Source organism: Leptospira sp. WS58.C1 (assembly GCF_040833995.1).
Taxonomy (GTDB): Bacteria; Spirochaetota; Leptospiria; order Leptospirales; family Leptospiraceae; genus Leptospira_B; species Leptospira_B cinconiae.
The window spans coordinates 2,629,251-2,645,000 of sequence record NZ_CP162137.1 but is presented as its reverse complement, the minus strand read 5'-3'; the positions used below and the strand labels follow the sequence as shown (position 1 = coordinate 2,645,000).

The window sequence follows — 15,750 nt, the reverse complement described above, 5'->3', positions numbered from 1 at the left end:
TAGAACGCAGAGTTTTCCTTCTTTATTCCTCAGTCTATCTAAGATCGTTCTGTAAAAGAAATTCTGCCTATGAAATACCGCCTGTGCGGATTTCAGATTCAAGGTACATTTATGAAGACTTTTTCCTAAAAGGTTGGTTCCTTCGTTTGTATCCCGATAGATCGCATCCATCATCTCGAAATCGCCTGCGTAGCCTAATGGCTTTGTTGTGGCTCTTTTTACGAAAGGATCCAAGAAAAGATAACATTGTAGTTCTTCCCTAAGATAAGAGAAGTTGTAGTTGATCTCGACCGGATCCAGCTCGTGGTAGAGTTCGTTTGTTTTTTCCTTTAAGAAATTATAAATCGGGCTCAAAAGAAGAAATACGGATTTATAAATTTCTTCTTTCAGATTGTATCCCACAGCGTATTCATGATCGTTTAGGCTGGATTCGAGTTGAGACAATAAAGGTTGGATACTTTGGATTTTCTCCTTGGTTTGAAATACTATGGATAAGGCTTTCTGATGGGGAGTTTTCGGTTCTGCAGATTCTACTCGGATCTTTATCCCGGTTAAGGAATCGTGAATGGCGCGAAATAGGTCTAAATGGATCGGTTCGTCAAACTGAATCCCGTATTCCCACCCTTTTTCAGATCTTTTTTCCCAGCGAATCACTCCGCTTAGTTTGCGACTGTATTGTAGAACATCGGTAAATATGCTCATGTCCAACACAGAGCCGAGTACGGCTTCCCCCGAGATCCTTTTTTCGCAGATGATCCTCGTGCCGTATTTGGAAATATCCCCCAGCGAGGCTTTCGCGGAACTTTCCTCTTTATTCACTGAGTGAATTTTATAGAAGCAGCTATATGTCGGAATAAAAACTTCTTCTTTAGGGAGGAGTTTTTCGTAACTTTTATCAATTTGATTTGATGAGGTCTTTCCCATTATGATTTCTTAATTTACCTAAAAGATTTATCGCCGTTTGATTTTGGGGTTCGAAAGAGAAGACCTCTTTAAGTAGAAGTTCCGCCCTTCTTCTGTTCCCGAGACGGCGATACGAATCGGAAAGTACCAGAAGATTATTCACGTGATCCGGTTGGCGGTAACGAAAACGTTCCCCTTGCTCCACGGATTCTTTGTAATCCCTATGTCTGTTGAAAGTTTTGGCAAGAAAGTAGAGATAATTACTTTCACCAGGATAGATTTCCACTAATCGTATTGCGGCTTGAATAGACTCTTCTATATCTCCGTTTTTAGAAGAGGAAGATACTAATTCCTTGAGAACTTCTAGATCTTCAGCGTGTTTATAACCGTTTGTGTGCGTTCCGTTTTCGGAATATTGAGATGGGGCTCGTAAGGAATTACCCGGTCCATTCTCCCTTTTTGCCGGATCGAAGGAGATTTTTACTAAGGAAAGGTCGTCGATTATATCTCCCGAGTCTTTTAAGATGGAAACTATTTCCCTTAATTCGCCTTTTCCTTGTTCGACGATATGTAGGAAGAAGTTTTCGTCTTCTACCATACTTTTGCCGCCTATGGTTGGATCGAACACCATCAGGTCTTCTCTTCCGTCTGATCCGAGGATCAGTTTATCTCCCGGTTGGAGCTGGAATAAACTTACGAAAAATCTGCTTTTGATCTCCAACATTCCGATCTTTCTAAAGTATATCTGAGAATCGATAAAGGAGGCTCTTCCGTCTCTGTATAATACCGGAAAAGGATGTTCTGCATTTATGTAGTATACCAGACCGGATTCTTCGTCCACGAGTCCGATCACAAGAGAGATCATCATCGCTCCGTCGAAACTTTCGAAGGTCTTTTGCAGTTCAATCACTGCGTTTCTTAACCAACGCTCCGGATATTGGTTTTGGTTCGTTTCCAACATTTTGGTCCTTTGGATCATAGCATGAAATACAGCGCCGAAAACGATCGCCCCACCTGCACCTTGCAGGGATTTTCCCATAGCGTCTGCATTTACAAAAACGACGTATCTTCTCCCCTTGAGAGTGATAACGTTCGAAACGCTTATATCTCCGCCGATCTCTTGGGTCCAATTTTTAAAGGTGAATTTCTTCTTTTGGCTAGTGAAGAATTCCACAGGAACGATCTCACTTTTGGAGAGATTCAAACTTAAAGGTTGCAATACCAGAGAGGTGAGGAAATAATCCCCGTCCTGCTGGGACTTCAAGGTGCTGATTACATCCATCTTTTCGAATTCGGATTTTGTGAGATTGAATTTGAAATGAGCTATGGTAACCGAAATGATCATGGTCCCAGCTAAAAAATACAGGTTATTGATTATCGAGATCAATTTGTAGTCATGATCGAAAATCAGATTTACTACTAGATATTGAACGAGAATGATCCCGCTATTTAAGGCTCCTTTTACGGCATTCCAAGGTAGGAATAGGTTCACGGCGATCAAAACTAGATTTAATCCGGCATAATACGAGGATTCGAATCCTCCTAAACGTGCCGTCATTAAGGTGATTATTCCGCCGACAACAAAGGTAAAGACAAACGCATGCACCGTATTCCAAGCGTTTGGTTTGGAAAAACGTAATATTATATATTGTATCAATACGAAAAAGGAAGCGAAGGCTCTTAACGATAGAAAATAGCCGAGGTTCTCGTCCAAATATTCTTTCGGAATGATAAAATAATCTAAACCTCCGAATATAGGGACCAGGGTGAAACCTAGGATACAGACGGTTTGGATCCATTTTTTTTCGAGGGCCCAGACGAATCGCCTGAAACTTTGCTCTTGATGAATCATCAGTTGAAACCTTTTTTGAATGTTTTTTGGGGATTCGGGAGACGTTAGTTGCGGAGGTAAGTTAGTCAATAAATATTTTATTCAATCCTGCGGAATCTATTTTATTTGGAACGTTTGTGTTAGTCGATCTTAATTGATAAGATTTTTGTTTTAGTTCGCATAACAATTTAGCAGTCTCTTGCGCGGTGCAAAAACTTTAAGTAATTCGAATGCGAAGCTTTGGTGCTTTGCGAAAAGAAAATCCTAATTTAGGATTCTGGCAGTATATTATTCGAATTTGCGGATATATTACGATTAGAATGTTTGTTAAGATGTGCTCTCTTTCTTCTCTACGGGGAGGAGTATTTTTTCCGTTTTAATATTAAATATTTATAATTCTATTTTTATGAGTTTGGATATTTTTTCTGCCGCAGCCGAGTTTGAAAAGGATTGGATTGGCGACATGGCCTAGTGTTATTATAAAAAGCTGAAAAGTCCTATTTTCAGCTTCTTCTATTTTAATATTTCTGAATATTATTGAATATATTAAAGGCGGACTTTCCATAGGTCATTTTGAAATTCATTGTTTCCATTTGCATCTATTCCTTGTCCGCCGAAGATCCAGATATTTCCCCTGGAGTCGGTCCATCCGCTTGGTCCAAAGCGACCTCCCGGATAATAGCTAGTTCCTGCTTTTCCTTTGGGTCCGAAGTTGCCTGCCTGGGTAACAAGATTCGTTCCTCCTTTCCAAGTCCAGTTCTTCCCATCGAAGATCCAAAGATCATTCAACTGTCCGGAGTCACCGTTCGCGTCCACTCCGAATCCTCCGAAAATCCAGATCCTACCATTCGGAAGTTTTCCTCCTATACCGTTTCCCCTAGATCCGATTCGATTCTGAGAACCGGCAATATTCTTTTTCCCATATATTCCAGTCTGGTTCGCCGAGTTAGAACCTCCTTTCCAGGTCCAATTGGTTCCATCGAATTTCCAGAGATCGTTAAATTCACCGTCGTAACTAGAGCCGCCGAATAACCATAAATTGTCGGAAGAGTCGACCCAAGATATGGACTTTCCCCGAGAGGAAGGAATATTACTAACTGCAGGAACGTTGACCGTTCCCCAATTTCCATCCCCAGGGCCTCCTATCGTTTTTGGTCCTGCCACCCAAGTCCAATTGGTCCCATCGAATTTCCATAGATCGTTCAGCGTAGATGGAGTGCCAAAGGATTCTTCTAAACCGGCGTTTGCTCCGAATATCCATAAATTATCTGCTGAGTCTATCCATCCTGCTGCTCCTTGCCGTCCTCCCGGAAAATTGGCAGCATTAGCTATACCCTTGGTGCCATAAACTCCGTTTGTATTTTTGGTATTCGGACCCGCTACCCAGGTCCAATTGATCCCATCAAATTTCCAAAGATCGCTAAAACAATCCCCACTGTTTATACCCGCGCAACCTCCAAAAAGCCAAAGGTTTCCGGAGGAATCGACCCAAGTGGTTCCGCTTACTCTTGCTCCAGGTTCATTCGCTGGATCAGCTACACCTTTCGTTCCATAAGCTCCGGCGGAGTTGACTGTATTCGCTCCTTTTACCCAAGTCCAATTCGTACCGTCGAATTTCCAGAGATCGTTTAATCTTCCGAAACCTGTGCCAGGATCTCTACCGATTCCGCCGAATAACCATAATTGATTCGAGGAATCTATCCATTGCATTGCGTCTTGGCGTCCTCCGGGAAAGTTCGCAGGATCAGCCACTCCTTTTGTTCCATATACACCTAAGCCGTATCCACCTCCGAGTGCATCAAAGGATCGACCACTTATCCAGGTCCATTCGGCAGGTAAATCGGAAGATCCTCCTAATAATGCCAGCAAAGCAAGAGCGCTATTTCCGCCGCTTCCATTCGAACAAGAGAATAAGAAGAATATAAAGAAAACGGCATATATGTTTTTTCGAATTCGTTTAAAGAGGGTCATGGAGACATCCCAAGTGTTAGGTATTAGGTAATAGTATCTAGATTCTTTGAGAATATCTATTGGTACTAATACCTAATTATCAGGGATAGGCCGTAGTTATACGGAGTCCTTTCGAAAGAAGGCGAGCCTGATCTCCATTTGAAACGAATGTTCTTATTCTGAGCCTTGGAGTTTTTCTAAGACACCCATTTTTCCGCTTTCATAATCTTTTAAGGCTTCTGCAATTTCAGAGGACGTGTTCATTACAAATGGCCCGTATCCAGAAATTGGTTCATCGATAGTTGCACCTCCCAAAAACATAAGCTTCGCATCTTGGGTAGCCTTAAGAGTAAAAGTATCATTCTCTTTTTCTAAAACTGCAATTTCTGCATTTTCAATTAACTGAACCTCGTTGATTGTGACAGATCCATATGCTACGAAAACAACAGCTGTTTGATTGACTGGAACCTTAAACTCAACCAGTTTGTCGGCCTTAAGATTAATGTCCCACAGATTGATCGGAGTAAAAGTCGATGCAGGACCTTTTGTTCCATTAAAATCACCGGCGATTACTCTTACATTCCCAGCTCCATTTGGAAGTTGGATCACTGGAATATTTTCCTTCTTGATCGATTGGTATTTGGGTTTGGTCATCTTATACTCTTTAGGTAAGTTGACCCAAAGTTGAACACCATGTAATTCGCCACCTTTTTCGGAAATTTCCTTTCCATGAAACTCCTCATGGACTAGTCCTGAGCCTGCTGTCATCCATTGGACATCACCTGCTTTAATTACGCCACCGCCCCCGGAAGAATCTCTGTGTTCTATTTCTCCCGAATAGATGATTGAAACTGTCTCAAATCCTCGATGAGGGTGTTCTCCAACGCCGAGACGATGGCTTGATCTTGATGGAGGAAATTCGGCAGGGCCTAAATAATCCATAAGTAAAAATGGGGAAATATCTTTAGCTATGTCGTTGTAACTGAAGATGGATCTTGCTGGAAAACCGTCTCCGACCCAATGCGGTGTATTCGCTCGCTGAGTAAATAATATCTTTTTCATATATAATAGACTGTTATTTTTGCATCTTTCATTGCGGAGAATTGTAAAAAATACTCAAGTAAACGCTTGACTATTTCGATGGATAGCTTATACTCAAGTAAATGCTTAACAATTCATCTTTGGACAGGATCTTCTATGCTTTGTCAGATCCAACTCGCCGTGATATAGTAGAAAGATTAACTAAGAAGCCAGCTTCTGTAAGCGAGCTTGCCAGTCCCTTATCCATGAGCTTGGCTGCGGTTGTGCAGCATATACAAATATTGGAAGAAAGCGGTTTGATCAAAACGCAAAAAATAGGTCGGGTGCGTTCTTGTAAGGTTGAAACGAATTCATTGGAGCTGATCGAAAACTGGGTCTACCAGCGCAGAAAATTCTGGGGAAGAAATTTGGATCGATTGGGAGAATTTTTAGAAAAGAAGGAGAAGGAAAAGAAGTAAGGAATCATGGAAAAATTGAAAGTTGCTCACGAAATTTTTAGTATTGAAAGAGTGTATCAATCCTCCCCGGAGTCCGTGTATTCCGCATGGAGTAATGTGGAAGCAAAATCAAACTGGTTCATTGGACCAGGTGAATGGTCGGTAGTACAGAGAAAATTGGATTTTCGCGTGGGGGGAGAAGAAACTCTACACGGTCGTTTTCCTAACGGAAGGGAAACCTTATACAAAGCTAGGTTTTCCGATCTAATCGAGAACCAAAGGATCGTTTTCACGTATGATATGATCTTGAGCGGAAAGATCCATTCGGTATCCATCGCTTCCGTGGAGATCGAAAAAGTAGATTCTTCTGATACGAAACTCACGTTTACGGAACAGGTTGCATTTTTAGACGGGACCTTTGGTCGGGAAGGTATGGCTTCCAGAAGAGAAGGAACCTTAGCACATTTGATAAGATTAACCGATTATCTTGAAAAAGTAAAATAAGGTGTACTAAGATGAAAGTTTATAATTTAATACATTATGTTTTTATACTGTTTTTTCTGGCAGCTTGTTCGGCTAGTAGGCCGTTTCAACTCCGGGAGACTCCTCCTAAGATAGGATCTGAACCTATTGAAAAAGGTCTGGCTCCGATCAGAGGTATCCAGATGTATTACGAGATCCATGGCGAAAAGGATGGAATCCCTCTAGTCCTGCTGAATGGCGGTGGTTCAACGATAGAAGTGACTTATAGTAGAATTCTTCCGATTTTCGCTCAAAATCGAAAGGTAATCGCTTTGGATGAGCAGGGTCATGGAAGAACAACCGATAGAAATGCTCCAGTCAGTTTTGATACTTCTGCGGAAGATGTAGTCGCTCTTCTCAAATTTCTTAAAGTTGAACAGGCGGATATTTTCGGGTTTAGTAACGGTGCAAGCGTGGCTTTACAAATAGCGATAAAATATCCGAAACTTGTGCGCAAACTTGTATTTGCCTCTTCCATTACAAAGAGAAACGGAGCCTATCCTATGTTTTGGAATTTTATGAAGAACGCAACTTTCGAGAATATGCCTCAGGCCCTTAAGGATGCCTTTCTAAAAGTTAATCCGGACCCTCAAAAATTGTATACGATGTACGAGAAAGATGCTGTTAGAATGCGTAACTTCAAAGATCTTAGCGATAAAGAAATAAGAACTGTCGGAATTCCTACTTTGATCCTACTCGGGGATAGAGATGTTCCAAAATTGGAGCATGCGGTTGAGATGGTCCGGATGATTCCCAAGGCAAGGCTTTTGGTCTTACCTGGCGGGCATGGTGATTATTTAGGAGAAGCTATCATGTCCCAAGGAAAGGATCGATATCCTGAATTGACATCCGCCTTGATACAAGATTTTCTGGATTCTCCGTGAAGATAAGATCAAAATCCGGATACGAACAGTCTATTTTCTAAATATAGATCGGGAAATTATATGTTAGATTGGATTAAAAATTGGATGGAAAATTACAAGGCGACAAAAAGGGGAAAAGAATTATTCTCTAAGATCCAAACCGGAGACAAACAAGGTTTCAGAAAAATTTTGGATCTTATTCCCAACAATGGCGAGCTGAAAGAATGTACTAAAGGGCTTTTGGGTTTTTGCGCATCCGAGATCCAAGATCCGTTTTATTTGGAAACTTTACTGAACGTAGGCCTAGACCCGAATCTTCCGGATGGAAACGGGATTTTCCCAATTCATAAAGCGGTGGAAAACGGTAAGTTGGAGCCTGTTCAGATATTGTTGGAGCATGGGGCGGATCCGAATGTTGCCGATCCGAAAGGAGTGACTCCATTACATATTTCTTATAGTTACGACGGTCTCTCTGAAATTACCGAACTTCTGATTTCCAATGGCGCAGACACGGAAAAAAGAGATAATTTAGGCAAGAGATATTTAATGTAATTTCACCTGCTGTCGAAAATTTCGCATTGAATGAGGATGTTCTAGAATAATTATCGTACGCTTTCTTCCGATTACTTTCTAACAATCTCGATGAAAGCGTATTTTCTAAATATTCTTTAAAACAATTTTTCTCTTCTGCACTTTTATGCCCAAGATGAAAATTCGAATTTTCTACTTGTACATTGATCTCAAATCGAAGGTTGTTTTTTGCTCAAAATAGGATTTTAATCCTGATTTTCGCGAAAATAATTCCGCAAAACGGCTAACGAACCCCATTCTGGTCAAAAAACCGTAAAAAATTCCGATCTGAATAACTTTTTTCTGGCCCAATTGGGGAAAGAATGTATAGCTTCCGTAGCTAAACTTAATCGGGCAGGCTTTGGATGCTAAGTTTTCGTTCTTTCTTCTATCTATTTTTATATTTTATTCCTGTGTTTTTATTAGCGGAACCGAATCCAGGACAAGCGGAGCATCCTTACGGATTTTATAAAGGGATCTTTCTTCTTTCGGGCACTACCGGAAATTCTTTCCATACGGGAGGAAGCATCATCTCGAGAGAAAAAGAGATACAAAAAAATCTGAAAACGGAGACAACTTCCGGTCAGACTCCTCTTCGTCTTCTTGGTCAGGACGTTTCTCCTCCGTTGGGCCTTCCTAATTCTCAATTTTCCACTCCGACTTCTTTTCGGTTTTTTTTCGAATATGGAGTAACTGATAAGATCGGATTGGGTTTTGCGGCTAGTTCTTTCTCCATGGATGCGACTAATAATAGGGAATATTTAGATCTTCCCCGTTTATCTTCAAGCCAACCGAACCCGACATACGTAGAGGCTTTTCCCTATACTAAAAGATTTTATAATGATGTAATGTATTCTTTGGTAGTTTCCTTCCATCCAGTATCTAGATCTAGGGTAGATCCCTTCATAAATTTGGAAGCCGGGCTTGTTCAATATTCGACCAGTTCGAGAAATATACATCCGAGTTCCGTATTCGAACCGATTACTTCCACAGGAACGGGATACGGTGCGAGAGCGGGAGCAGGTGTAAATTTTTTCTTAACGCCTGAGTTCGGTTTACAATTGGAAATTTCGGGTCAAAAAAAATGGCTTAAATCGGATATTATCGGAAATACTACTTTGGAATCCGTTCAGATCCAAATGGGATTTTTATTCAATTTCGAAAATATTGCTAAATATTCCGAAAGGTAAACCTGCTTGAATCGAATTCTATTTTCTATTTTTACGGTATTTGCTTTATATACTTGTAAAGGTATCGTCTATCGTCAGGAAAAGATCCCAGGGAAAATCGGAAATGTGGAAGGTTTAAAAAGTGCAAAAGTGTGCGCATATAATTTTCTATTTTTGGTTTCCGCCGGAGATGCGAGTATAACGGAAGCGAAACGACAGGGAGAGATCTCTCGGATCCATTCCATTGAAATTGAAGTCTCTTCTTTCTTTTTTATTTTTTTTAGACGTCATTGTTTGATCTTAACGGGAGATTGAGTATGGATCCTGGAGTTTTTTACAAAAATTCTGTCGGAACATCTTTTAAAGTTTTGTTCGTGTTACTTTCCTTCTTTCTCGGATTAAACTGTATGAGTTTAGGAGATTCTTATCGTCCGATCCCCGGGCTTCTATATAATAGTGTATCTTTCGACGGTGATTTTAATCCTCAGAATACGGTTCGTCCTCTCAGATTCGGGAAAGGATGTGTACATCATATTTTTAGGATCTATTCTTGGGGAGATGCGGCAGCGGGATCCATTGCTTGGAGAGAATTGATCACAAAAATATCATATATAGATCATAGTGTGACGGATTTTTTCATCTTCTACGGACGATATTGTACGTATGTGTATGGAGAATAATTTATGAGGATTCCCGTTTTTTTCTTAGTCCTACTTTTATTTTGCTCCTGTTTTCCGGAATATAGAGTTCCCTATAGCGCTTTAATCATTAGCGCCAAACACACTTCCCGAGGAGAATCTAATTTATTCTATCCTTCTCGCCCGGACCAAAATTCGAATATAATCGGCCAGGCAAGGTTAATTAAAGAAGGTCGTTCATGTTCTTCTTCCGTTGCCTATTTGGACACGTACGTTTTTATAAAAGGTGGAAGCGTTAGGGACGCAGCTCAAAGCGCCGAGATAAAGTTGATCGGTTCCATTGAATATTCGCATTTAAATATATTTGGGATCTTCATAAAAGAGTGCGTTATCGTGCGAGGGGAATAGGTGATTTGGTTCTTTCAAAATTTGTTTTTCTTCCCTGTTTTCATGAAATATTTAGATCCGGAAGGATCTCGATTCTACAGGGGCATGGAGGTTTTTTGAATCGATTCGACTCGTATCTATTTACCTTTAGTGTCTGACATTTCTTTCGATGCCTTTTGCGGTTTTCAGAAAACCATGGAATGAAATGTGGTAAAATTCAAGATTCCATATCTAATAATCTTTTCAACTTACGAATATTCTTATTTTCCGGATCTATCTCTTCCGCTGTTTTTGTGAAACCGATTGCTTCTTCTCTGTTTCCTAATAGTCTATTTAGATCGGATAAGTGGACTAGATTTTGTACGTTCATAGGCTGCATTTGGTTTACCATCATAGCCGCTTCCAAAGATTGAGCTAAGTTCCCGATCCGTTTTTCCGCGATGGAAAGATAGTACCAAAGTTCAGCCGTATCAGGGTCTTGACTCAAATATTTACTTAAAACTTTGACTGCTAAAGGATAGTCTTTTTCTTTAAAGCTGATCAGACCTAGTAGTTTATTCAATTTTTGATTATTATTATCCGTTGCGTATGCGTCTAGTAGAATGGAGATCGCCTTTTGTGCCTCTCCGTTACGGTATAATTCTTTTCCTTCTTTATAAAGGCTTTGTAGAACTACTTTATCAGCAAAATCGTTTCGATCTTCATTCTGTTCTATCGCAGGAGCGTTCACTTCTTGGAAGCCGATCCTAAGGATGGAGAGATCGTCTATGACTTCCCCGATACTTCTGATATTCTTCTCGATCGTTTTTATATCTCCTTGAGATCTTTCCACAACATCTAAGAATACATTCTCGTCTTCGTTTATGACCCTCTTGTTATTATGTTCGGAAAGTAAAAGATCGTCTCTACCGTCCGACGCGAGTATGATTAGGTCTCCGGGATGCAGTTGGAATTTTTTCACCTTAAATTCGAACTCCGAGTCCAATCCTAATTTACGAAGTTCTAATGTATTTTCTATAAAGGATGCCTTCCCGTCCCTATATAATACCGAGAACGGGTGTTCTGCATTCCAATAATACATTTCTCCGGTATCATCGTCGATCAATATCACGGTCGCGGAGATTACCATTGTCCCGTCGAAACTTTTGAATACCGAGTGGACTTCCGTATAAGTTTCGGCCAACCATTCTTCCGGAGTTTTAGCTAATATTCGCTTGTTAGCGGCGGATCTTGCCATGATGGAATTCATCACGACCCCCATGACCAAAGAACCTCCCGCTCCTTGCATCGATTTTCCCATGGCGTCTCCGTTCATTGCCATAGTAAATTTTCTATAATTATCAGGGGTTCCCAATCTGAGATTTCCGGTTAAGCAGATATCTCCACCGAGTTCTCCTTGTTTGTTGCGGAATTCGAAATATTTCTTTTGTCTGATGATGAAGTTCGTGTTAACTTTGGAAGACTTGTTTGCGTTATAAAAGAGCGGTTTTGCAAGTAGAGAAGTTAAGAAGTAGTCCCCATCTTGCTGGATCTTGAGTCTTTGGACCTCTTCCATTTTTTCCTGAACTTCTTTCGTACGTTCTTCTACTTTTTCTTCCAGATGGTCCGCATGTTCCTGCAGTTGCTCCCGAGCGCCTCGGATAGAGTCCACCATCGAATTGAATGACAGAGATAAAAAACCGATCTCATCCATAGCTTTAATCGGAACATTTACGTTCAGATCTCCATGGTTGACCTTCTCAACACCGGATAATAAATTATTGAGAGGATGTATTAAGCTGACTCTGAGTAGGATAGGGAATGCTATCAATATAAAGATAGTCGTTCCGAAAATGATCAGTATCAACCAACGAGCGACATCGTGGATCACTTGTCTGAATTCTACATAGGCGAACCCTACCTCGTATCTGGTCTGTCCGATTACAAAATCATAATGGATATAAAAATCTCCAGCGACCCTGAAAAGCCTGGAGCTTAAAGGGAGATCCGTTTCTTTCATTTCTTTAAGGGTGATTGTCTCTAATTCGGATTCCGTTTTTCCTTTATGGATCTTTTTATTCTTTTCTACTCCTTCTTTGAGTTGTTGGGTTTTATAATATTTTTCTCCTTCTTTTAGAATAGTCTGGTTTAAACCGTCTTTCGAAAAAAGGATCTCATATTTATGATCGAAAATCCCCGGCCCGATCGGACGCGATAGAACGTATCTTACATTGGGAGGAAAGTTCGTGTGACCGTTTCGGATTTCCGTTTTGACCGCGTTCATCTCCACTAAATCCTCTTTTTCGATGGATTTGTCTGTTGAGAATAACGTAATGTAGCTGATCGCTCCTAAGGCTAACACAACCGTAACCACGGCGCTGGAAAGTATCTTGCCCATGAAGCTTGTCGGTTCCGGAGAATGGTTCAGATACGCACTTTGAATGGAAAATATCGTAATTACCGATAGGATAAAGTATGCTATCGCATAAGTATCATAGGATAAAACTCCGGACTTATTTAGTATGTTATTGTAAGCATTCAATAGGTTCAGGGTGACGGTAAGTAAAAATGCCCTTAGGGCGATCCCTTCTTTTCTTGCCGGGAGTGCGAGTTTCATGAAATACAGCGGCAGAAAAATAAACGATTTTACAAGAATGCGGGCGGGAAGAGCCAATAAATCCGCCGAAGTATTCCATTTATGGAATATTCCGGAATAATGGGAGAAATGGATCGTTTTTCTAATCAAAATAACGGTACTGATGATAAAACAAAGGAGGATGGCAAGGCTAGCTTCCTTTCCGAAATCGAAGCTATAATGGTGTGCAGAAAAAAGATAAATTTTCTCTTTCCCCGCGGTTTTTAGGATAAAGTGTATCCAGGCTGCTAAGGCGATCACTAAGGATAACGGAATGACCACCTTGGATTCTTTCGGATGAATGTTTCTTGGAAAATTATAACAGAAACCGATAAATCCGACGATCCCGAAGATCACAAAAACGGTTAAGTATCTATGATATGCAGCTACTGGATGAAATATGGAATAGGAAAGAAAGTATCCCAAAAACATGATCCCATATCCCATGTACATTATAATTAAATAATATGTAGGCAGGGTCCTGTTCTTCTTGAACACCAAAAATCCGCTGAGAACGAATGTTAAAAGGAATAAGGAGAAAACTCCGCTTGCATGATGAGAAAATAGAATGGAGGCTTCCATATCGGACTTGTTAGATTTTGATTAAATGACTAAATGTCAAGAGGATTCCGGAATACTGGATAAATAGCAGGCAGCGAAATTGTAATTTCGGATTTTTATCGATCGTTTGATCGACAAAAAGATTTTTATGAAGTGAAAACGAGAGATATTAGAAAATCAGTTCAAATTTGTTTCAGAATTTATGCTAAATTGCGGAGCGCACTAAATCTTTCGTACTATTTTCTTCATTCGTCTTTTTAAGATTAGGTGATTGAAGATTTTGCAAGCGCTCGACCTTAAACGAACCGTGGATCTGATCAAGGTCGAACAAGAAAATCGGTTTTAATTCAACCAAACCTTTTTGTTTTGATTTGCATACTCATCAAAAGAGATAGGATCCTTTCCTGTAATCTCCCGAACGGTATTTAGTATGGGAGAAGAATGGCCTTCTTTTAAAGCACCTGCGATGAATACCATAAAACTTGCATAGTCCTCTGGAACACCCGCTTGTAAAAGGTTTGTCTTGAATGTTTCCGGACTAATATCAGAGTAACTGACCTTTATACCGGTATGTTTGGAAATTTTTTCGGCAACTTCTTCGTGCGTGAGCGCTTCTTTTCCGGTCAATGTGATCCCTTTTCCGTTAAATTGGTCGTTCAAAAGCGCGGAAACCACGGAAGAAGATATATCCTCCGTATGGATAAAGCTGGTCTTGGCATTTCCCGCCGGGAAAGATATCTTCTTATCCTTTAAGATCCCGGGGAGCCAGTATGTTTGGAAATTCTGCATGAACCAATTCGGCCTTAAGATCGTGTAAGGAACTCCCGAGTTTTCCAAACTTATTTCCAATTTTCTGAATGGAGCTTCAGGTGGAGCGAAGTCCACTCCCATGGCGCTCATCAAGACAACCTTTTTTAGAGAAAGCTCCTTTGCTTTTTCGAACCAAGGGTTTAATACCGCATATTGGTCCGTATATCCTGGGGGAGAAAGGAAGAAGGCTCTCTCCACTTTTTCCAATATCTCTATCCCTTTTGTAGGTTGGGTTGCATCCGCAAATACCCAATGTAGTCCGGGAGCTTCTTTGCCTGCTTCTGGTTTTCTTGTACCCGCATACACTTCATGTCCTAAGTCCAGTAGTTTAGAAATTACGGAACCGGAGATCTGTCCTGCTCCGCCATAAACGAAAATTTTCATTCGATCTGTTCTCCTGTAACTTTTGATGATACAAGATGTTTGTAAATTAGGCTATGTCTCAGGAACTAAAAAACATATCCAAGAGTATAAATGAATCGACTTTTAGATATGCTAGTCTATTTTTAAAATATGGATATTCTCTCCGAAATATTGACCAATGCCGGTTGGAAGGCTGATTTACTCGCCAGGACTTCTCTTTATAAACCCTGGGGATTTCGTTTTCCATGCGAGAGGAGTGGTGGATTCCACATTCTTTCCCAAGGTTCCTGTTATGTTAGGATCCAACAAAAACTCATCCCTCTAGAAAAGGGGGATATTCTGTTCGTTGCGAAAGGTTTAGATCATGAGTTAGTGTATTCCCCAAAGGATAAGGTTGTGGATATTTCTAAATTTCGAGATATGTCCGAAAAACAAAAGAAGTCCGAAAAACTTCCCTTAACTACGTTCGTTTCCGTTAGGTACGAGGTCCCGGGATCGGCACAGCATCCGTTCTTCTTGGAACTTCCGGATTATATTTTAGTAAAGTCTTCCGATGTTCTGGCGCATCATCCATTAAACACCACTCAAGTATTGGTTTCCCAAGAATTGGATTCGGGTATCGGTTCCGATCTAATACTACAGAGGTTAACCGACATTCTTCTTTATTACGTAATCCGACATTGGCTCGAAACACATCCTACTACTTCTCCCGGTTGGAGAAACGTTTTTAAGGACGAAAAGATCTTAAGAGCATTGGAGGCATTACACGGAAAGGTTTCTTATCCTTGGACCTTGGAAAAATTATCCAGAGCGGTGGGAGTTTCTCGGGCTTCCGTTGCAAATCGATTTAAGGAAGTTTTGGGATGTACTCCCATGGATTATTTGGCAAAATTAAGAATAGAGAAGGGGAAAACTCTGATGGAGAAGGAAAATTTTACTCTGGAAGAGATTGCGAGGACTGTCGGTTATTCATCCGCATTTGCTTTTTCGAAAGCTTACAAAAGGATCCACGGTCTTTCTCCTCGAAATTCCGAGCAGGAGAGATTGGGGGCATAGTCGATTTCTTCCGTATAGGATCGTCTAAATACGGG

15 protein-coding genes (1 of these 15 cut by a window edge) are annotated in these 15,750 nt (G+C 40.6%); 9 read left to right on the top strand and 6 right to left on the bottom strand.

Features of this window, described 5'->3' with window-relative positions:
• From AB3N61_RS12095 to AB3N61_RS12080, 4 genes are all read right to left on the bottom strand, one after another.
• Window positions 1-924, bottom strand: the 5' portion of a protein-coding gene (locus tag AB3N61_RS12095) for a PilZ domain-containing protein (protein WP_367897701.1). It extends 540 nt beyond the left edge of the window; 924 of the gene's 1,464 nt are visible here — the first part of the coding sequence; it begins with the start codon at window positions 922-924; its stop codon lies beyond the left edge, outside the window.
• Window positions 896-2,755 carry a SpoIIE family protein phosphatase gene (locus AB3N61_RS12090; protein WP_367897700.1) on the bottom strand — a complete coding sequence of 620 codons (1,860 nt, stop codon included), beginning with the start codon at window positions 2,753-2,755 and terminating at the stop codon, window positions 896-898. Before AB3N61_RS12090 ends, AB3N61_RS12095 begins: the two co-directional genes overlap by 29 nt.
• Window positions 2,756-3,280: 525 nt before the next feature.
• Window positions 3,281-4,705 carry a Kelch repeat-containing protein gene (locus AB3N61_RS12085; RefSeq protein WP_367897699.1) on the bottom strand — a complete coding sequence of 475 codons (1,425 nt, stop codon included), beginning with the start codon at window positions 4,703-4,705 and terminating at the stop codon, window positions 3,281-3,283.
• Between the two features lie 153 nt (window positions 4,706-4,858).
• Window positions 4,859-5,746 (bottom strand): pirin family protein, encoded by an 888-nt coding sequence (locus tag AB3N61_RS12080; RefSeq protein WP_367897698.1) that lies wholly within the window; start codon window positions 5,744-5,746, stop codon window positions 4,859-4,861.
• 140 nt (window positions 5,747-5,886) lie between these two features.
• Here AB3N61_RS12080 and AB3N61_RS12075 point away from each other — a divergent pair, with 140 nt between their 5' ends.
• The 8 genes from AB3N61_RS12075 to AB3N61_RS12040 all read left to right on the top strand — a co-directional run bounded on the left by AB3N61_RS12075 (window position 5,887) and on the right by AB3N61_RS12040 (window position 10,332).
• On the top strand, window positions 5,887-6,183 hold the full coding sequence (locus AB3N61_RS12075) for an ArsR/SmtB family transcription factor (protein WP_367897697.1): 297 nt from the start codon (window positions 5,887-5,889) through the stop codon (window positions 6,181-6,183).
• Window positions 6,184-6,189: 6 nt separating this feature from the next.
• Complete coding sequence (locus tag AB3N61_RS12070; RefSeq protein ID WP_020771027.1) at window positions 6,190-6,666, top strand: SRPBCC domain-containing protein; 477 nt, start codon at window positions 6,190-6,192, stop codon at window positions 6,664-6,666.
• A gap of 11 nt (window positions 6,667-6,677) precedes the next feature.
• Window positions 6,678-7,568 (top strand): alpha/beta fold hydrolase, encoded by an 891-nt coding sequence (locus tag AB3N61_RS12065; protein WP_367897696.1) that lies wholly within the window; start codon window positions 6,678-6,680, stop codon window positions 7,566-7,568.
• A gap of 60 nt (window positions 7,569-7,628) precedes the next feature.
• Window positions 7,629-8,099: an ankyrin repeat domain-containing protein gene (locus tag AB3N61_RS12060; protein ID WP_367897695.1), complete on the top strand. Its 471-nt coding sequence runs from the start codon at window positions 7,629-7,631 to the stop codon at window positions 8,097-8,099.
• Between the two features lie 383 nt (window positions 8,100-8,482).
• A complete protein-coding gene (locus tag AB3N61_RS12055; protein ID WP_020771061.1) occupies window positions 8,483-9,307 on the top strand; it encodes an outer membrane protein beta-barrel domain protein in 825 nt (274 codons plus the stop codon).
• Window positions 9,308-9,313: 6 nt separating this feature from the next.
• Window positions 9,314-9,601, top strand: coding sequence for a TRL-like family protein (locus AB3N61_RS12050; protein WP_020771028.1), 288 nt, complete (start codon window positions 9,314-9,316; stop codon window positions 9,599-9,601).
• A 2-nt stretch (window positions 9,602-9,603) separates the two neighbouring features.
• Window positions 9,604-9,966, top strand: coding sequence for a TRL-like family protein (locus AB3N61_RS12045; RefSeq protein WP_367897694.1), 363 nt, complete (start codon window positions 9,604-9,606; stop codon window positions 9,964-9,966).
• Between the two features lie 3 nt (window positions 9,967-9,969).
• Entirely contained in the window at window positions 9,970-10,332 is a 363-nt protein-coding gene (locus tag AB3N61_RS12040) for a TRL domain-containing protein (protein WP_367897693.1), read from the top strand.
• A gap of 196 nt (window positions 10,333-10,528) precedes the next feature.
• Here the strand turns inward: AB3N61_RS12040 and AB3N61_RS12035 are convergent, their stop codons facing one another.
• Both AB3N61_RS12035 and AB3N61_RS12030 read right to left on the bottom strand, forming a co-directional pair.
• Window positions 10,529-13,507: a SpoIIE family protein phosphatase gene (locus tag AB3N61_RS12035; protein ID WP_367897692.1), complete on the bottom strand. Its 2,979-nt coding sequence runs from the start codon at window positions 13,505-13,507 to the stop codon at window positions 10,529-10,531.
• 321 nt (window positions 13,508-13,828) lie between these two features.
• Window positions 13,829-14,680, bottom strand: a complete 852-nt coding sequence (locus AB3N61_RS12030; protein WP_367897691.1) for an NmrA family NAD(P)-binding protein — start codon at window positions 14,678-14,680, stop codon at window positions 13,829-13,831.
• A gap of 129 nt (window positions 14,681-14,809) precedes the next feature.
• Here AB3N61_RS12030 and AB3N61_RS12025 point away from each other — a divergent pair, with 129 nt between their 5' ends.
• On the top strand, window positions 14,810-15,715 hold the full coding sequence (locus AB3N61_RS12025) for an AraC family transcriptional regulator (RefSeq protein ID WP_367897690.1): 906 nt from the start codon (window positions 14,810-14,812) through the stop codon (window positions 15,713-15,715).
• The last annotated feature ends 35 nt before the right edge of the window (window positions 15,716-15,750 follow it).